Genomic DNA, 18540 nt, shown 5'->3' on the forward strand with positions numbered 1-18540 from the left:
AGATAACTTCGATAAGCGACATTTGCCGTCCCGCAACGGGGCAATTGCGGGTCATGCCCTTAGCAAAGGGCTCTGCGCGACCGGGCATGGGTCGCTCGCGGTCGTGGTGTATTTAATTGAGGAAATTGAGCGGGTTAACCGGCTCTCCGCCGCGCCTTAGCTCAAAAGTGATCGCTGGGTCTTCGCTGCCCGCTACACCCAAAGGTGCGCCGGTTATCACTTGATCGCCCACTTCAGCATCGATCCGCGCCAGTCCGGTGACGAGGCTGGTCCAGCCGCCTTCGTGTTCAATAATGACGATTCGACCAAAGCCGCGATAGGGTCCGGCAAAGGCGACCCTCCCCGATCTTGGCGCGACCGCCTGCGCACCGGGCGCGGGAGCGAGAGCGAGGCCGGTGGAGCGCAAGCCGCTGTCGCGCAGCTCTCCAAATCCGGCGATCGTGCGGCCTTGAACGGGAAGCTGGAAGCGCGGGGGAATTGTGCTTGACGGGCTGGCTGACGGAGTGGGGTCGCTGGCAAGGTTTTCGTCCGGCACGCGCGTTCCCGCACCGCCGAGATTGGCCGGGCGCATGATCGGGCCGGGCAATGCCGCAAGCTCGCGGCGCAGAGCTGCTGCATCATCAATACTGTCGATCAGCCCGTCGAGATCGCGCGCTTCTTCGGCCAGTGCCAGCGCGCGTTCGCCCTCACGCGCCGCCGTACTGCGGGCTTCTCTCGAGGCCAGACGTTGACGCGTTTCCAGCGCGGTCAGTTCGGCGCGGCGTGCACGCAAGGCCTGCTCGCTATCGCCCAGATTTGCGAGCGCCTGCGCGGCGCGTTGCTCCAACCGCCGCCCTTCCTCCAGCTCTCCGCGAAGCGCTGATGTGCGGCGGCGAATCTCCGGCACCGCGGAATCTAGCACCGCGCGGACATAGACCAGATCCTTGAGCGATCCGGGCTGCAAGGCAGACAATGCGAGCGGGCGGCGGGCCGTGGTCTGTAGCGCTCCGGTCAGGCGGACCAAAGGCTGCTGGCGCTGCGCCAGCCGGTCGGACAGCGCGGCGCGCGCAGCCTGTGCGAGCGAATAACGTGCGCGGGCAGCTGCGATGTCAGATTCGGCCGCCTGTATCTGCGCTGCAACAGCGGCGGCTTCGCGCGCGGTCTTCTCGGCGGCTTCTGTGGCTTCGTCTGCTTCGCGGGCGAGCCGGTCTGCGCGTGCTTCGGCGCGCTGGCTCTCGCGGGTGGCGCGTTCGAGTTCCGCTTGCGCTTCGTCGGGTTCGAGCACGGCGACATCGCGCTGGGCAAAGCTGCTCGGCACAGTCAGCGCCAGCGCGACACAAGCGGCGCCTATAGCGACAGAAAGGAACAGAGTGCGGCGCATCACAAACCTACCCTGCCCGATGATAGGGATGGCCTGCAAGGATGCTCGTCGCGCGGTAGAGCTGCTCCATCAACATCGCGCGGGCGAGGAGGTGCGGCCAGGTGGCCGGACCAAAGGCGAGCAAGAGGTCAGCCTCGGCCCGCTCTTCTGCCGAATGCCCGTCCGCTGCGCCGAGCACAAAGCGTGTCTCGCGCATGCCATCGTCGCGCCATCGTTCGAGCACCTGCGCCAGTTTCTGCGACGCCATCGCCTTGCCGCGTTCGTCGAGCAGCACGGTCTTGTAGGGGGCTTGCGGTTCGGGAATCTTCCCGCCCGTCTCCGGCAATTCGGTCAGCGTTACCGGCCAGGTCAGCCGCTTCTCATAGCGCGCGACCAGCTCCGCTTCAGGAGAGCGGGCAATCTTTCCGCGAGCGATGACGTGGAGAAGAATAACGAAGACCTTTCAAGGCAAGTGCAGCCCTCAGGCGCTTCCAGCTGTCGCTTCGCCGCCTTCGAAAGACCACATGCGCTCTAGGTTGTAGAAGCTGCGCACTTCGGGGCGGAAGAGGTGAACCACCACATCGCCCGCATCGATCAGCACCCAGTCTGCCGCAGTCAGCCCCTCGATCCGCACGGGACCGTGGCCAGCCTGCTTGACCTTCTCCGCCAGTTTCTGCGCCATCGCAGCCACTTGCCGGGTCGAGCGCCCGCTTGCGACCACCATGAAATCGGCAACCGAGCTCTTGCCCGCAAGCGGGATCGAGACGATTTCCTGCGCCTGATCGTCGTCGAGCTGGCGCATGACCAGTTCGTGCAAGGTTTCCTGCGAGGAATCAGCGGGCATAGGTGGAACAGCCTTTATTGTTTCCGCCGAAGCGGGGCCTGCCTGTGTCATAGGCAAAATAGTTTCTCCAGATAGCTTGGTTCGGATGAACGTCGGCGCACGATGCGGCAAGTCGAGGTTTGAAGCGGCTGAAATAGCCGTTCATACTGCCTCGCCCTGTGGGTTGTAGCGCGGAATTTGGCGAAAAGTCAGACGATCACGCACCGGGATGCCTCGATACCTTAAGGCCCAATCGGCATCATCACGGCGAATGGCCGTTGCCGAGCGTGGGTCTGGATCGAAAGCCATGAATATCAGGGCCGGTGTACTCCCGAAATGTGTCGTCCCGCGTTTTCGAAAACTGGCGGCAGACACGCGGTATTGTCTGAGCCATGCCATAGCGGGGCTCGCCATAGCAGCCGCGTTATAGCCCGGGCGGGCGATCACTGCAATCGGCATGGTCCGCGCGATCACGCGCCAGTCTTTCCAGCGGTGAAACTGCGCAAGATTGTCCGACCCCATCAGCCACACAAAGTCGCGCTTGGGATAGCGGCGTTTGAGCGCGCGCAGAGTATCGACGGTGTAGCGCGTGCCCAGTTCGGCCTCGATCGCGGTGGGCACGATCGGCGCGCGGTGCGCCTGCACCTCGGCTGATTTGAGCCGCGCGGCGAGCGGGGCCATGCCCTTTTTCGGCTTAAGCGGATTGCCGGGCGATACCAGCCACCAGGCCTCGTCCAGCCCAAGCGCCTCTATCGCAAAGCGCGTGATGCGGCGATGTCCGCCATGGGCAGGGTTGAAACTGCCGCCAAGAAGCCCCGTTCTCATTCCCGATGAGCCGCCAATTAGGGACGCGCCTGACCGGTGCCGCGCACCAGCCATTTGTAGGTTGTCAGACCCTCCAGCGCGACCGGCCCGCGCGCGTGCAAACGCCCGGTAGCGATCCCGATCTCCGCGCCAAGTCCGAACTCGCCCCCATCGGCGAATTGCGAGGAGGCGTTGTGCATCACAATCGCGCTGTCGACGGCGGCCAGGAAATGCTCAGCCGCAGCTTCGTCATCTGTCACAATCGCGTCAGTGTGCGCTGAGGAGTGGCGATCAATATGCGCCAGCGCTCCCGCCAGATTATCGACCATTGCCGCCGATAGAACGGCGTCGAGATATTCGGTGTCCCAATCCTCATCCGTCGCAGGAACAATGCGCGGGTCCAGCGCGCAGATCCGCGCGTCACCGCGCAGCTCGCATCCGGCATCGAGCAGGTCGCCGAGCAATGCTTTTGCCTCGCCAAAGCCTGCATCAATCAGCAAAGTCTCCATCGCTCCGCAAATTCCGGTCCGGCGCATCTTGGCGTTGAGCGCGATGGCCCGCGCCATCTGCGGGTCGGCGGCAGCGTGGATGTAGGTGTGACAGATCCCATCGAGATGGGCGAGCACCGGCACGCGTGCATCCTGTTGAACACGGGCGACAAGGCTCTTGCCGCCGCGCGGCACGATCATGTCGATCAATCCGCTCGCGGTCAGCATCGCGCCAACAGCCGCGCGGTCCTGCGTCGGGATCAGCTGGACGGCGGCCTCAGGCACACCGCCTTCGACCAGACCCTTTTGAAAGGCGGCTAGGATCGCGCGGTTCGACTGCGCCGCTTCGCTGCCTCCGCGAAGAAGCGCTGCATTGCCCGCACGCACGCACAGGGCTGCGGCGTCGGCGGTCACATTGGGGCGGCTTTCATAGATGATCCCGATAGTGCCGACAGGCACGCGCACCCGGCTCATCCGCAGACCGTTGGGTCGCTCGCTCTGGTCGATCACTTGCCCCACCGGATCGGGAAGAGCCGCGACGGCCTCCACCGCGCTGGCGATGCCCTCCAGCCGCGCCTCATCGAGAACCAGACGGTCGAGCATGGCCGGCGAAAGTCCGTTGGCGCGTCCGGCTTCGACATCTTGCGCGTTGGCCGCAAGGATCGCTTCGGCCCCACTGCGGATGTGCTTTGCAGCGAGTCGCAAGGCAGAGGCGCGCGCGGCGCTGTCCATGCCTGCCAAAACGCGCTGCGCCGCGCGGCCCGCACGCGCCATCATCCCGACCAGTTCATCGGGAGATTGCGCTTGGCTGGAGTCAAAGGACTGGGGCTGGTGATTCATCGCATTGGCAATAGCAGGGCGTTATGGCGCTGTCAGGCCAGACTCGTTGAGAGCGTTGCCAGCCTGCGAATCACCCAAAACCCGCGCCGAATCGCCCGCCCGTTTACCATATGGTCAGTTTGTAAGGATGCGACAGACGCACGTTTCGTCGCAATATTGCTCGCATATGAACGCTTCACCGCGTTAAATCATCAGTTCAACGGTTACGCTTTGGTGAAGATTCGATTCTTTACAACTCGCTTGGTAGCTGTCCCTGCCTAAGCATAAGAACATAGGTCGGGGCCGCTTTGCCGGAAAATTCAGATAGACGCCCGTTAGGGGAAAGGCTGCGCTCGTGGTTTCCGGACCGCGAGTTTTTTATGCGGTCTGACGGGCAAGTCCGTTTCATCAAGATTTCTTCGCGCCTGCAAATGGGCGCTGCCGCAGCGGCGGCGTTGCTCGCGGTTGGCTATGCCGGTTCGATGGGCGTCATGGCCTGGAACAAGTATTCCGCCGAAGCGAGCCTTGCTTCATTCCAGGACGAGAAGGCCGAAGTCGCAAGCGCGCAGGAACGCCTCAGCGCCTATGGCGACGATATCGATCAGGTGGTCGAAGACCTCACTCTGCGTCAGGAAGTGCTCGACAATATGGTCGAGGTGCTGCCCGAGGAAATTCGCACCGTCGATACCAATGTGACCGATTCCAGCGAGGAAACCGCTGAAACGATCGAACAGGTCGGTGCGTTCTTCCCGCAGGCTCGCGGCCTTGCCGAAATCGAAGCGCGCCAGCTGGCCTTTGTCGAGAACATGACCCGCTATGCCGATTGGCGTGCGGCGCGCGCCGAAGAGGCGCTGCGCAAACTCAACCTCGATCCGCGCGCGATGGCACGCGTCACCCGCGCCGAAGCGGAGGCCGCCATGGGTGGTCCGCTGCAAATGCTCGCGACGTCTGCCGACGGTTCGCTCGATCCGCGTTTTGAGCGCCTTGGCCTCAGCCTTGCCCGCATGTCCGCGCTCGAACGCGCTCTCGAAGGCGTGCCGCAGGTTGTGCCAGCCGCTGACCAGCGCATCACCTCGGCGTTCGGTTATCGCCGCGACCCCTTCACCCGCCGCAGCGCGATGCATAGCGGGATCGATTTCAAGGGCGCCTATGGCTCACCGATCATGGCAGCTGCCACCGGCGAAGTGACATTTGCGGGCTGGAAATCAGGCTATGGCAAGGTGGTTGAGATTAGCCACGGCAACGGGATCATGACGCGCTATGCGCATATGTCTCGGATTGACGTGGCAGTCGGGCAGTCCGTCGATGCGGGCCAGACTGTGGGTGGCCTTGGTAGCACCGGACGGTCTACTGGTCCCCATCTTCACTTCGAAGTTCGAGTCAACGGCCGCCCGGTCAATCCGCGGCCCTTCCTGGAGAAAGCCCCCGATGTTCTCGAAGAAGCCCGCGGAGCAGGAACGGTCCGCGAACCGCGCCCCCGCCCCTAGACCCCAAGGAAAAAGCATGGCCAACGGTAACTCCACCTTCTCGGTGATCGGCTCAGACGTGTCGATTACCGGCGATATCAGCGCTTCGGTTGACCTCCATATCGACGGCAAAGTCGAAGGCGACATCAAATGCGCTTCGCTGGTTCAGGGTGAAGCCAGCGTTATCAAAGGCGGGATTACCGCCGACACCGCGCGCATGTCGGGCAAGGTTGTTGGATCGATCACGGCGAAAGAGCTGGTGATCCTCAAAACCGCCAAGATCGAGGGCGATGTGCATTACGACGCGCTGACGATCGAACAGGGCGCGCAGGTTGATGGCCGCTTTGCTCCCAATTCGCAGAAGCCGGCCGCAGCAGCGCCCGCCGCCAAGCCAGCGACAAGCGAAGGCGACCCGCAATTGCGGATGGCCAACTAAGCCTCCGACCGGTTGGAATTTTGAAACGCCGCAGCCCCGCCGGGTTTGCGGCGTTTTCTATTGGGGTGGCAGCACCTCGGCGCGCAGGGCCTTGCGGTCGAGCTTGCCAATAATGGTCTTGGGAAGCTCGTCGCGAATGACGACTTCATCGACACGCTCATGCTTGCCGATCCTCTCGTTGAGCCAGGCCTTGAGCGTATCAGCGCCAATATCCGCGTCAGGATCATCGAGCGTCACAAAGGCGCGCGGGACTTCACCGAGATAATCATCGGGTACGCCGATCACGAGCGCCTCTTTGACGGCTTCGTGTTTGACAATCGCGTCTTCGACCACGCTCGGGAAGACCTTGAACCCGCCGACTGCGATCATGTCCTTGATCCGGTCGACGATGGAGAGGAAACCGTCTTCGTCCATCGCCGCGACATCGCCGGTCCGCAGATATTGCTTACCATCGCGGGTCACGAAAGTGTCGGCGGCGGTTTCGGGCCGGTTCCAGTATCCGCGCATGATTTGCGGGCCGTGGATCGCCAGCTCGCCTGGCTCACCATCGGGCGCGAGCTTGCTTGGATCCTCTTTGTCGAGCAGCACGATCTCGGTTCCCGCCACCAGCTGACCGATTGTGCCGCGTTTGCGCGTGCCCTCATAGGGGTTGACCGAGACGACGCCCGCGCTTTCGGTCAGGCCGTAGCCTTCTACCAGCCGCACGCCGGTGGCCGCTTCGAACTTTTCATGCACGGCGGACGGCATCGGCGCGCCGCCGGATATGCAGACCTTGAGCGATGAGAGATCGGTCTTGGCGAGATCGGGATGGTCGAGCAGCGCCTGAAACATGGTCGGCACACCGGGAAAGCCGGTGGTCTTCATTGTCTCAATTGTCTTGAGTACTTGCTTGGCTTCGAAGCGGGGAACCATGGCAATCGATGCACCGCAAGCGACTGCGTGGTTGAGCAGCGCGGTGTTGGCAAAGACATGGAAGAATGGCAGCGCGCCCATCATCACTTCGCTGCCGGGATCTTCGAAGGGATTGATCGCCGCGACCTGCTGCGCGTTCTGGGTGAGCTGGCTGTGCCCCAGCATCGCGCCCTTTGGCCGGCCGGTTGTGCCGCCGGTATATTGAAGCAGCGCGAGGTCTTCATGCGTAACCTCGGGCAATTCGGATGGCTCGCGCAGCATGTCTGCCCATTGGCGCGTATCTGTGCCCCAATCGACATCGGCGATCTGGCTGCGCTTGAACAGCTTAAGCGCGAGACCCTTTACCCACGGAAGCATTTCGGAAAGCGAGCCAACCACCAGCGATTCCAGTTCGGACGTCGCAAGCACTTTCGCCGCTGTGCCGTAAAGCTCGGGCACGTCGAGCGTGACCAGCACCCGCGTGCCGCTATCGCTGACCTGCCAGTTCAACTCCTCAACTGTGTAAAGCGGCGAGAAATTGACCACCACCGCGCCCGCCATCATCGCGCCGTAATAGGCCGAGGCGTAGATCGGGACATTGGGCAGGAACAGCCCTACCCGGTCGCCCGGCTTGATCCCCGATGCGATCAGCCCGCCAGCAAAGCGGCGCGCTTCGGCATGAATGTCCTGATAGGAATAGGTCCGGCCCAGAAAATGGAGGAACGGCGCTGCTGGATTGCGCTGGACAGCCCGCTCCAGCATTTGCGGCAAAGACATATCATCGAACGTCGCATCCCAGGGGGTGGGGTGATGATAGGGGGCGGTATTGACACTCATGTCAGTAATCATGCCGCAGCGGGCAATGACGCACAACAGGCTGTTTCAGCCAATCTGGCGATTTTGTGTATCCTGTAACGCAAAAGCGCCGGTCGAGCCCTTGCTCAACCGGCGCTTTCAGAATGCGTGACCACCGATCGAGGCGGTGGCAAACGAGGCGGCGGGATTACTCGCCCTCGGGCTTTTCTTCCCCGTCTGCATCGGCTTCCGCTTCGGGAGCGGCTTCTTCAGCGGGCGGATCTGCAAAAGTCGGCGCAGGGGCAGCCTCTGCTTCGCCCGATTCCTCGGCTTCGCGCTTGGCGGCAAGCCATGCTTCGGCTTCGGCTTCCTGCGCGGCTGCGGCAGCAGCTTTGACGTTGGCGTCGCGTTCGGCGCGCAGCTCTTCGATCAGCTTGTCCTTGTCGCTGCGCCCGTCGACGACCACGCCTTCGGGAACGGCTTCTTCAGTAATGCCAGCGCGCTTGGCCGCTTTGGCGACCACCGCATCAAGTTCGCGCTGCGAACACAGGCCCAAAGTCACCGGATCCTTGGGCTGGATATTCTGGATGTTCCAGTGGCTGCGTTCACGAATCGCGCCGATCGTGTTGCGGGTGGTGCCGATCAGTTTCGAAATCTGCGCATCCGACACTTCCGGATGGCTGCGCAGGATCCATGCGATCCCGTCGGGCTTGTCCTGACGCTTGGATACCGGCGTGTAGCGCGGACCCTTGGTGCGCGTGACCTCGACCGGAGCCTTGTGCATCACCAGCGAGTAATTCTCGTCCGCCTGACCCTTCTCGATTTCGCCGAGCGTCAGTTCGCCAGCATGGACCGGATCGCGGCCGGTATATTTGCTGCCAGCAAGATCATCCGCCATCGCTTGCACTTCGAGAATGTGAAGGCCGCAAAATTCGGCAATCTGCTCAAAAGACAGGCCGGTGTGATCGACCAGCCAGGTAGCAGTGGCGTGCGGCATCAGCGGCTTTGGCTGATCCTTGTTAGCCATGGGAATCTCCGTAAAAATGTAAAGGGCCGCCCCTTTCGGAGCGGCCGTTGCGTAGGCTCAGATAGGGCAAAGCTTTGCGGACGGCAAGCGATTGATCGGGGGGAGACCAAGGCGCAACCCAATCGGCCTCGGCGGGCCGCGTCAGCTTTCCATCGGAATGAAGCCCGGCAGGCCTTCGATCCGCTTGATCCAGCTTGTGATGTTGCCGAACTCGTCAAGCGCAATCCCGGCTTCATCGGCGACATGGGTGTAAGCAAAGAGCGCGATATCAGCGAGGCTCGCCGTTTCGCCAGTGAGAAAGGCGCGGCTTGCAAGTTGTTCATCCATCAGCGCAAGCGCGGCGTGCCCCGCCACCTTCTTGCTGCCGATTTGCGCACGCTGCTCGGGAGAGAGGTTCTCTTCACCCACAAACTTCATCCAGAACCGCAAGGTCGCGACATTGGGTTCGTGGTTGTATTGTTCGAAGAACATCCAGCGCAGCATGTCGGCCTGAGCAAAGCGATCTTGCGGGATGAGGTCCGATCCGCTCGCAAGATACCAGCACGCCGCATTGCTTTCGGGCAGGAAACGCGCCTGATCTCCCTCATCAATCTGCAGAACCGGAATGCGGCCATTGGCATTCACATTGGCAAGAAATTCGGGGGTGCGGGTCTCGCCGCGCAGGATGTCGTATTCGCGGCATTCGAGAGGCACGCCCAGCAGCGCGGCAGTCAGCTTGATCTTGTAACAATTGCCGCTGCGCGAATATTCATGAAGCGTGTAAGTTTCAGCCACCGCCAACCTCCAGCACAATCTTGCCGATATGCTCGCCTGCTTCCATGCGCGCATGGGCCTTCGCCGCATCGGCAAGCGTGAAGGTCTGATCCATTACCGGCGCCAGCTCGCCTGCGGCAAAGAGCGGCCATGCATTGGCGGCGATCTCATCGGCGAGCGCGGCCTTGAAGGCGTCCGTGCGCGGGCGCAGGGTTGAACCGGTCAGTGTCAGGCGGCGCATCATGATGAGCGGCATGAACAGATCGGCCTTGGCCCCGCCCAGCACGGCGATGGTCACATGCCGTCCGTCTTCGGCGAGGCATTGCAGGTTGCGCGGAACATAATCGCCCGCGACCATGTCGAGCACCACATTCACGCCTTCGCCGCCAGTGTGCTCCTTGACCGCCTCGACAAAGTCCGCCTCGCGGTAATTGATCGCAAGATCGGCGCCCAGTTTGCGCGCCGCTTCGCATTTGGCTTCATCGCCGCAGGTCACGATCACTTCGACATCGAAGGCCTTCGCCAGCATGATCGCCATCGTGCCAATCCCCGAAGTCCCGCCATGGACCAGCAAACGCTCGCCATCGCGCACCATTCCGCGCTCGAAGACATTGTGCCAGACAGTGAAAAGCGTTTCGGGGATCGCGGCGGCGGTTTTGAGGTCGAGCTTACCCTCCATCGGCAGGCAGTGCTGCCACGGAGCGGTGCAAAACTCGGCATAGCCGCCACCGGGGGTGAGGGCCGCGACCTGCTGGCCAAGCATCTCTGCCGGAACATCCGCGCCAAGGGCCACCACCTCGCCTGAAACTTCGAGCCCCAATAGCGGCGAAGCACCGGGAGGCGGCGGATAAAGTCCCGCACGCTGGGCGCAGTCAGGCCGGTTCACGCCAGCATAGGCGACTTTGATCATCACGTCCTGGGGGCGCAGGTCAGGCACAGCGACTTGGCCTGCCTCCAGCACTTCGGGGCCGCCGGGCGCAGCAAACTGGATCGCCTGCATCACCTCTGGAAGAACTGGCCCATTCGCCCTTGTCATTGTCATATCCCCGTTTGCCTTGTCCGGCATATTCAGTGCGATCCCGAATAGGCCGGTAGCAAATACCCAGCCTGCGCATTGACAGCAAGCGGGCATAATTGCGATGTTGGGCACAATGGAAGAGGATGACCGCCCGAGAGCCAAAGGAGACGCTGCGAGCAAGCTCGCTGCCGAAGACCTCGCCCCCTATTCGCAGGATGAATTGGGAGAGCGGATTGCGCTTCTCGAAGCCGAGATTGACCGCGTGAAGGCGCACCGCGACAAGGTAGCCGCACACAGGGCTGCTGCTGACGCTTTGTTCAGCAGTCCGGGATCATGATAGCGCACCTAATAACCGATCCCGATTCGCAATCGCGCAGCTGCGCCCCATATAGTTCTCGTTTCTACCCCGCCGCCGCCCAACAGAGACCCTAAATTCATGCCCAGTTTCGCCCAAAACCTCGAACGCACCCTCCACAACGCGCTCGCCCATGCGTCAGAGCGACGCCACGAATATGCCACGCTCGAGCACCTTCTGCTCGCGCTGATCGATGATGAGGACGGCGCGCAGGTCATGGCGGCTTGCGGCGTCGACCTTGCCGAACTGGGCGAGGTGGTGAAGCAATATCTCGACCAGGAATACCAGTCGCTCAAGACCGAGGAAGAGGCCGATCCGCAGCCGACAGCGGGATTCCAGCGGGTGATCCAGCGCGCGATCCTGCACGTCCAGTCCTCCGGCAAGGACACGGTGACGGGCGCGAATGTGCTGGTGGCGCTGTTCTCCGAGCGCGATTCCTACGCGGTCTATTTCCTCCAGCAGCAGGATATGAGCCGGTTGGATGCGGTGAGCTATATCAGCCACGGTATCGGCAAAGGCGGACGCCAACTTGAATCGAATGCCCCGCAAGGCAATGAAGAAGGCGCTCCTGCCGAGGCTGAGGTCACTAAAGATGGTGGCAAGACCAAGGAAACCGCGCTCGACCAGTTTACCGTCAACCTCAACAAGAAGGCCGAAGACGGGCGGATCGATCCGCTCATCGGCCGCGGCCCCGAGGTTGACCGCACGGTGCAGATTCTGTGCCGCCGGTCAAAGAACAACCCGCTCTATGTCGGCGATCCCGGCGTCGGCAAAACCGCGATTGCCGAAGGGCTGGCGCGCAAAATCGTCGAAGGCGATGTGCCCGAAGTGCTCGCTGATGCGGTGATCTATTCGCTCGATATGGGCGCATTGCTGGCTGGCACGCGCTATCGCGGCGACTTCGAGGAGCGGCTTAAACAGGTTGTGACCGAGCTTGAAGCGATGCCCGACGCGATCCTCTTCATCGACGAGATCCACACGGTTATCGGAGCTGGTGCAACGAGCGGCGGGGCGATGGATGCTTCCAATCTGCTCAAACCTGCGCTGTCGAGCGGGACGATCCGCTGCGTCGGTTCGACCACCTACAAGGAATTCCGCAATCACTTCGAGAAGGATCGCGCATTGCTGCGCCGTTTCCAGAAGATCGATGTGAACGAGCCGACGATCGAGGATACGATCAAAATCCTCAAAGGGCTGCGCACCGCCTTTGAAGAGCATCACAATGTGAAATACACGCCCGACGCGCTCAAAACGGCGGTCGAGCTGTCGGCGCGCTATATCAATGACCGCAAGCTGCCCGACAAAGCGATCGACGTGATCGACGAGGTCGGCGCGATGCAGATGCTGGTCCCGCCCAGCCGCCGCAAGAAGAAGATCACCGCCAGGGAAATCGAAGCGGTCGTCGCGACCATGGCACGCATCCCGCCGAAATCGGTCAGCAAGGACGACAAGAAGGCGCTCGAGAATCTGGAGCGTGATCTGAAGCACGTTGTCTTCGGTCAGGACGAGGCGATCCACCGCCTGTCGACCGCGATGAAGCTGAGCCGTGCTGGCCTGCGCGATCCGGACAAGCCGATTGGCTCGTTCCTGTTCAGCGGACCCACCGGCGTCGGCAAAACCGAAGTCGCGCGTCAGCTGGCCTCGATCATGGGGATCGAGCTCAAGCGCTTCGACATGTCCGAATATATGGAGCGCCACAGCGTTTCGCGTCTGATCGGCGCGCCTCCGGGCTATGTTGGATACGATCAGGGCGGTCTGCTCACCGATGCGGTGGATCAGAACCCGCATTGCGTGCTGCTGCTCGACGAAATCGAAAAGGCACACCCTGACCTGTTCAACATCCTGCTTCAGGTGATGGATAATGGCCGCCTGACCGATCACCACGGCAAGACGGTCGATTTCCGCAATGTCGTCCTCATCATGACGACCAATGCCGGCGCTGCCGCAATGGCGACGCAGGGCATCGGCTTTGGCGATGTCTCGAAAGAAGATGCGGGCAGCGAAGCGGTGAAGAAGATGTTCACGCCGGAGTTCCGCAACCGTCTCGATGCGATTGTGCCCTTCGCCTATCTCGGCAAGAGCACCGTTGCCCGCGTGGTCGACAAGTTCATTCTCGAACTCGAACTCCAGCTCGCTGAACAGAACGTCCACATCCAGTTCGACAGCGATGCGCGCAATTGGCTCGCGGATAAGGGCTATGACAAGCTCTACGGCGCGCGCCCGATGGGCCGGTTGTTGCAGGACAAGATCAAGCAGCCGCTCGCCGAGGAGCTGTTGTTCGGCAAGCTCACCGATGGCGGCGAGGTTCATGTCAGCATCAAGGACGGCAAGCCGAGTTTCGAACTCACGCCCGCGCCGCCCAAGGCCAAACCCAAGCGCAAGACGGCAGGTAAGAAAAAGCCTGCTGCCAAGAAAGCTACGCCCAAAGATGACCCCAAGGGCGACGCGAAGCCCGAGGAATCAGGCAGCGATAAGGAAAGCTGATCTCACGCGCTGGCAGTTAGCCGCAGGTTGACGCTTGAACTTCACAATTCACCCACTAGGTTTCAATTTGAAACGGGAGAATTGCGATGTCTATCAAAGATCAAACCATACCTGTCTGGACCCAGATGCTGGGCGTGCTCGATGGGTTGCTGGCAAAGGCCGAAGCCGATCCGCGCGGTGATGCACTGCTCGAAGAAACGCTTGCCGAGGACATGCATCCGCTGAGTGTGCAGGTGCGCTTTCTGGTCAACATGCCGGGCGAAGCCATGGCGCGGCTCACCGGCCTCGACTTCACTTCACGCGATGACAATCCCGCCACTTTGGCCGAGGCGCGCGGCTGGATTGCCGAAGCCAAATCGCAGCTCGAGGAGTGGGCCTCGCGCGATTTCATCGCTGCCAATGCTGCGGTCGAGTTGGCCATTCCGAACGGCATGAATTTCGATCTGAGCGCGAGCGAATATGTGCGCGACTGGGCTTTGCCGCAGTACTACTTCCACACCACCGCCGCCTATTCGATCCTGCGCAAGGCCGGGATCGCGCTGGGGAAGGCCGACTTCGTGCCCTACATGATGCGCTATCTACGCCAGAGCTGACTTTCAGGAATCGCGAAACGCCGCCTCGACCGCTTCGAGGTGGTGTTTCGCATTCTCTGCATAATGCGCAGTTCCGATCCGCATACCGGCAATGGCCGCGTCGTTCAGTTCCTTGAACTTCTTGGCCGGACGGCCCGCCCAAAGCTCGCGCTCGCCCATCACCTTACGCTCGGTCAGCATCGCGCCTGCACCGAGCATTGAGTCGCTCGCAATCACCGACTTGTTCATTGCGATCGCGCCCAGCCCGACAAAGCCGCGATCGTGGATCGTGCAGCCGTGGATCATCGCCATATGCCCGATCAGCACGTCGTCGCCGATCACCAGCGGGCACCCTTCCTCATCGCCCGGACGCGGCGGGTCGCAATGAAGGATCGAGCCGTCCTGGATGTTCGAGCGCTCGCCAATGCGGATGGTGAATACGTCCGCGCGAACAACGCAATTGTACCAGATCGAGCTGCCCGCCCCGATCTCGACATCGCCGATGATTGTGGACCCCGGCGCAATGAAGGCGGTTTCGTGGATCTTTGGCACCTTGCCGTGGATCGGGATGATATTGGCACCGGGATGTCGGTTCATTTGGCTTGTTTCCATTGTTCAGGCGTCAGGGAGTACTGGATTAGCGGGCTACCCTCATCGGGATCGCCGAAATCAAGGTCGCGGCGACGTTCCATGCCGAGCTTTTCCATCAGCTTCCAGCTGCCCACATTCTCTTCATTGGTGAGCGCAACCAGATGCGGCGCGCCCACCGGCCCGAAAGCCCAGTCGATCACCGCGCGCATAGCCTCACCTGCAAGCCCAAGCCGCCAGCGATCCTCGCGCACCAACCAGCCGATCTCGTGATCGCCCTGATTGGGGGCGAGCGGATGATCGACGCGTTTCACCCCGCAATGGCCGACAAGTTCGCCGGTCGCTTTTTCGATCATCATCATGAAGCCAAAGCCTTCGCGAGCGAACCAGCCCATCGTCTTGGCGTGTTTCGCCTCGATCTCGTGCAGTTCCTTCACCCCGCCCAGATGCTCCATCACAGCGGGCGTGTTGAGCAGGCGGTATTGCAGTTCGGCATCGCCTTCACGCGTTTTGCGTAGCACCAGCCGATCGGTTTCGATCACGATGTCACCCACGATGACGCTCCCAGCTATCGCGACCTATCGAATAGACAATGATCACGGGATTGCCGGGATCGAAGTCGCTGTTCTCGAAATCAAGATCCTCGCGCCGCTGCATGCCGAGCCGCCGCATCAGGCCCCAGCTGCCCGCATTGCCCTCAACCGTGAGCGCGATAACTTCATCGGCACCGAAGCGGTCAAAGGCGAGGTCGAGCGAAGCAATTGCCGCCTCTTTGGCATAGCCCTGCCCCCAGGCATCCTCGCGCAGCCGCCAACCGGCCTCCATCATACCGATCGGACCGCCCTCCTGATTGCAGCGTTTGAGGCCGCAAAAGCCGAGGATTGCGCCATCTTGCTTGCGTTCGAGCGCCCAGAAAGTGTGTCCGTGATCGCGCTTGTATGAAAGCAAGCGGTCCTGCGCAGCCTCGCGCTTTTCGGAATCGCACACGCCGCCCAGCCATCGCATCACCGCAGGTGTGTTGGTGCCCGCCCAGAATTCTTCCCAATCATCCTCGCGCCAATCGCGCAGGATCAGGCGCGCGGTCTCATGATGAAAGTCAGCCATTGAGCAGGCGCGCAGCATGCGCTGCGTGATAGGTCAGCACGCCCGAACAACCGGCGCGTTTGAAGGCCAGCAGCTTCTCCATCAGCAACGCGTCGCGATCCCCGGCGCCGACCGATTCCGCGGCCTCAATCATCGCGTATTCGCCAGACACCTGATAGGCGAAGACCGGCACGCCAAAGCGCTGCTTCACGCGGTAGATGATGTCGAGATAGGCGAGGCCCGGCTTGACCATCACGCTGTCCGCGCCTTCGCCCAGATCCAGCTCGACCTCGCGCAGCGCCTCATCCGCATTGGCCGGATCCATCTGGTAGCTTTTCTTGTCACCCTTCAGCAGGTCGCCCGATCCGACCGCGTCGCGGAACGGTCCGTAGAACGCGCTCGCATATTTGGCGGCGTAGCTCATGATCTGGACGTTGTGATGCCCGCCCATTTCAAGCGCCATGCGGATCGCGTGGATACGGCCATCCATCATGTCTGACGGGGCGATAATGTCCGCGCCCGCCTCAGCCTGATTGATCGCCTGATCGACCAGCACCGCGACCGTGTCGTCATTGGTGACGTAGCCTTTGGCATCGAGCAGGCCGTCCTGACCATGCGACGTGTATGGGTCGAGCGCGACATCGGTGAGAACGCCGATATCATCGCCGCATGCATCCTTGATCGCGCGGATGGCGCGGCACATCAAATTGTCCGGATTGAGCGCTTCAGCTCCGTCATCGGAGCGACGATCACTCTGCGTGTTGGGGAAAAGCGCGACCACCGGAATGCCGAGTTCGACTGCTTCCTTTGCGCGTGCGACAATCCCGTCAACCGACCAGCGAGAGACACCCGGCAAGCTTACAACCGGGTCCTCCACCCCATCGCCTTCGGTCACGAAAAGCGGCCAGATCAGGTCGGCAGGTGTGATCAGGGTTTCGCGGTGGAGCGCACGGCTCCATCCAGTCGCGCGGGTGCGGCGCAGGCGGGTGTTGGGATAGCTTCCGGTCATTTGCGAGCGGTGTTGCCCGAAATTGCGGCCTCGATCAACGCGCTCAATTCGATCGGCGCGCGATGTCGATCTTCTCGATCTCGCGCAAGGGCTCTTCTGTTTCGCTCGGAAGCGGTTCGAGATCTTCGAGCGCAGCGCCCGGCTCGATCTCGCGCAACTGGAGCAGCTGGCGACGGAAATCGAGCAATTCGGTGCCCGAAAGCACCGAACGCGTGACGAAATCGACGCTCGCCGGATTGATCGCGCGTCCGCTGCGATACATTTCATAATGAAGGTGCGGGCCGGTCGACAGGCCGGTTGACCCGACATAGCCGATCACCTGTCCCCGCCGCACGTCCTGACCGCGCCGAACAGCCATGCGGCTCATATGGCAATAGCGCGTCTGCAATCCGCCGCCATGGTCCAGCCGCACGGCGATCCCGCAGCCGCCCGCGCGCCCCGCAGAGGTCACGCGGCCATCGGTCACGGCAACGATCGGCGTGCCATGACGCGCGCGGAAATCCATTCCCGAATGCATCCGCCGATAACCAAGGATCGGATGGCGGCGCATCCCGTAGCGCGAGGAAATTGGCCCCGGAACCGGAGCGACCAGCCCGCGGCGTTGCTCGCCCACGCCCGATGCCTCGAAAAACCGGTCATTCGAGCCCCAACGCATCAATTGCGTGCGCGGCTCGCCTGCACGATCGATGCCGGCATAGAGCAGCTTGCCCGCCTGCCGCTCGCCCGTTGCAGCGCGGCGATAGGCGATGATGATGTCGAACTCGTCCGAAGAACGCACTTCGCGGTCCATATCGATCTGGTCGTCGAGCACGCGCAGATAGTCCTGCACCGCGCTCGCCGGAACGCCCGCAGCGCGCATGGAACGGTAAAGACTCGATCCGACATTGCCGCGCACCCGCAAGGGCGTGTCGTCAACGCGGATCACATTGCGGGCAAGCGAGAGCACTCCGCCCTGCCCGGTTTCCGCATCAGCATTCTGACGCCCGATCTCTAGCTCGAGATCGAAACGCGCGCGGAACTTCAGCGCATCGAGCGGGCGCGGGGAATCGCTGTCGGGACGGCGGCCCAGAACGAGGTCAATCTGGGTGCCGGGCTCAATCTCGGACAGTGGCATTGCCCCGCCGATCAGAGCGCTGACCTCGCCGATATCGCGCGCTGAAACGCCTGCACGGCGCAGCATGCTGGCAAAGCTGTCTCCCGGGGCGAGCGTTGCCAGCCGCTCGATCTGCGGACGCTCGGGCGCGCTTGCCAATGGAATCACGTCCTCGGTTGGCCCCATCCGGCGGCCACTATCGCCGCCCAGCGCCAGCGGCATAATCATCTGGCTGCGAAATTCGTCGCGGATTTCCTCGCCCTCGGGCATCGCCGAGCGGGCCTCGAGCGGGGTCAGGTTGGGCCAGAATGCCAGCGCGAGTGCTGCCAATGCCACCATAGTGCCCAGCCCGCGGAACCAGCGGCGGCTCCCGATATTCTCGGCCAGATCGGGGGCAAGATCGAGACCTTCGAGCCACGCCGAGGCGCTCAGCTTCCATTCGTCATAACGCTCGCCCCACCCGCGCACGCGGGCGAGCACCTGACGTTTGACCTGCGCCTGTTTGGATGGCGGCGCGTATTTCTTGGAGTTCTGGAAATAAGGGGCAAGTTCGCGCGCGGTTTCGGCATCGACGCGGTGATCCCGTGTGCGTGCACGCCCATCGTCCCGGCCCGCATCATTTGCGCCGGGATTTCTGTCCGGATGGTCGCTTGGCGTGTCCAATGGTCCTGCTTTTCACCGCAATATCTTGAGCTCA

19 protein-coding genes are annotated in these 18540 nt (G+C 62.1%); 5 read left to right on the top strand and 14 right to left on the bottom strand.

The annotated features are described in order from the left end of the window. Positions 1-112 precede the first annotated feature (112 nt). The 5 genes from Q0887_RS12005 to Q0887_RS12025 form a co-directional block, all read right to left on the bottom strand. Positions 113-1360, bottom strand: coding sequence for a peptidoglycan DD-metalloendopeptidase family protein (locus tag Q0887_RS12005; RefSeq protein ID WP_299195705.1), 1248 nt, complete (start codon positions 1358-1360; stop codon positions 113-115). Positions 1361-1367: 7 nt separating this feature from the next. Beyond that, on the bottom strand, positions 1368-1790 hold the full coding sequence (locus tag Q0887_RS12010) for a 23S rRNA (pseudouridine(1915)-N(3))-methyltransferase RlmH (RefSeq protein ID WP_299196741.1): 423 nt from the start codon (positions 1788-1790) through the stop codon (positions 1368-1370). 30 nt (positions 1791-1820) lie between these two features. Then, positions 1821-2183, bottom strand: a complete 363-nt coding sequence (gene rsfS / locus Q0887_RS12015) for a ribosome silencing factor (protein WP_299195707.1) — start codon at positions 2181-2183, stop codon at positions 1821-1823. A gap of 141 nt (positions 2184-2324) precedes the next feature. After that, positions 2325-2987 (bottom strand): nicotinate-nucleotide adenylyltransferase, encoded by a 663-nt coding sequence (locus Q0887_RS12020; protein ID WP_299195709.1) that lies wholly within the window; start codon positions 2985-2987, stop codon positions 2325-2327. Positions 2988-3004: 17 nt separating this feature from the next. Beyond that, positions 3005-4294 carry a glutamate-5-semialdehyde dehydrogenase gene (locus Q0887_RS12025; protein WP_299195711.1) on the bottom strand — a complete coding sequence of 430 codons (1290 nt, stop codon included), beginning with the start codon at positions 4292-4294 and terminating at the stop codon, positions 3005-3007. A gap of 359 nt (positions 4295-4653) precedes the next feature. On the opposite strand from Q0887_RS12025, the gene Q0887_RS12030 reads away from it, so the two are divergent. Together Q0887_RS12030 and Q0887_RS12035 are read left to right on the top strand one after the other, a co-directional pair. Then, entirely contained in the window at positions 4654-5760 is a 1107-nt protein-coding gene (locus Q0887_RS12030; protein WP_299195713.1) for a peptidoglycan DD-metalloendopeptidase family protein, read from the top strand. 16 nt (positions 5761-5776) lie between these two features. Then, positions 5777-6175 (top strand): polymer-forming cytoskeletal protein, encoded by a 399-nt coding sequence (locus Q0887_RS12035; RefSeq protein WP_299195715.1) that lies wholly within the window; start codon positions 5777-5779, stop codon positions 6173-6175. Positions 6176-6232: 57 nt separating this feature from the next. Here the strand turns inward: Q0887_RS12035 and Q0887_RS12040 are convergent, their stop codons facing one another. The 4 genes from Q0887_RS12040 to Q0887_RS12055 form a co-directional block, all read right to left on the bottom strand. Then, complete coding sequence (locus Q0887_RS12040) at positions 6233-7903, bottom strand: long-chain fatty acid--CoA ligase (protein WP_299195717.1); 1671 nt, start codon at positions 7901-7903, stop codon at positions 6233-6235. A gap of 166 nt (positions 7904-8069) precedes the next feature. Beyond that, on the bottom strand, positions 8070-8888 hold the full coding sequence (locus tag Q0887_RS12045) for a DUF1013 domain-containing protein (protein ID WP_299195719.1): 819 nt from the start codon (positions 8886-8888) through the stop codon (positions 8070-8072). A gap of 141 nt (positions 8889-9029) precedes the next feature. Continuing rightward, entirely contained in the window at positions 9030-9662 is a 633-nt protein-coding gene (locus Q0887_RS12050; protein WP_299195721.1) for a glutathione S-transferase family protein, read from the bottom strand. After that, positions 9655-10677: an NAD(P)H-quinone oxidoreductase gene (locus tag Q0887_RS12055; protein WP_299195723.1), complete on the bottom strand. Its 1023-nt coding sequence runs from the start codon at positions 10675-10677 to the stop codon at positions 9655-9657. The genes Q0887_RS12050 and Q0887_RS12055 overlap by 8 nt, the downstream gene beginning before the upstream one ends. Before the next feature lie 115 nt (positions 10678-10792). Between Q0887_RS12055 and Q0887_RS12060 the strand changes: the two genes are divergently transcribed. The 3 genes from Q0887_RS12060 (at position 10793) to Q0887_RS12070 (ending at position 14091) form a co-directional block, all read left to right on the top strand. Next, a complete protein-coding gene (locus tag Q0887_RS12060; RefSeq protein ID WP_299196743.1) occupies positions 10793-10996 on the top strand; it encodes a DUF1192 domain-containing protein in 204 nt (67 codons plus the stop codon). Between the two features lie 99 nt (positions 10997-11095). Next, entirely contained in the window at positions 11096-13498 is a 2403-nt protein-coding gene (gene clpA, locus Q0887_RS12065) for an ATP-dependent Clp protease ATP-binding subunit ClpA (RefSeq protein ID WP_299195725.1), read from the top strand. 86 nt (positions 13499-13584) lie between these two features. Continuing rightward, a complete protein-coding gene (locus Q0887_RS12070) occupies positions 13585-14091 on the top strand; it encodes a DUF1993 domain-containing protein (RefSeq protein WP_299195727.1) in 507 nt (168 codons plus the stop codon). Positions 14092-14094: 3 nt separating this feature from the next. On the opposite strand, the gene Q0887_RS12075 is transcribed toward Q0887_RS12070, so the two are convergent. Genes Q0887_RS12075 through Q0887_RS12095 form a run of 5 tightly spaced genes read right to left on the bottom strand, consistent with a single transcriptional unit; the run spans position 14095 to position 18506 of the window. Next, complete coding sequence (locus Q0887_RS12075) at positions 14095-14667, bottom strand: gamma carbonic anhydrase family protein (RefSeq protein WP_299195729.1); 573 nt, start codon at positions 14665-14667, stop codon at positions 14095-14097. After that, positions 14664-15212, bottom strand: a complete 549-nt coding sequence (locus tag Q0887_RS12080) for a GNAT family N-acetyltransferase (RefSeq protein ID WP_299195731.1) — start codon at positions 15210-15212, stop codon at positions 14664-14666. The genes Q0887_RS12075 and Q0887_RS12080 overlap by 4 nt, the downstream gene beginning before the upstream one ends. Next, positions 15205-15762 (bottom strand): GNAT family N-acetyltransferase, encoded by a 558-nt coding sequence (locus Q0887_RS12085; RefSeq protein WP_299195733.1) that lies wholly within the window; start codon positions 15760-15762, stop codon positions 15205-15207. Before Q0887_RS12085 ends, Q0887_RS12080 begins: the two co-directional genes overlap by 8 nt. After that, positions 15755-16750, bottom strand: coding sequence for a porphobilinogen synthase (hemB, locus tag Q0887_RS12090; protein ID WP_299195734.1), 996 nt, complete (start codon positions 16748-16750; stop codon positions 15755-15757). Before hemB ends, Q0887_RS12085 begins: the two co-directional genes overlap by 8 nt. Positions 16751-16793: 43 nt before the next feature. Further along, positions 16794-18506, bottom strand: coding sequence for a M23 family metallopeptidase (locus Q0887_RS12095; protein WP_299195736.1), 1713 nt, complete (start codon positions 18504-18506; stop codon positions 16794-16796). Positions 18507-18540 lie beyond the last annotated feature (34 nt).

The sequence above is a fragment of the uncultured Erythrobacter sp. genome (genome assembly GCF_947492365.1).
Classification (GTDB): domain Bacteria; phylum Pseudomonadota; class Alphaproteobacteria; order Sphingomonadales; family Sphingomonadaceae; genus Erythrobacter.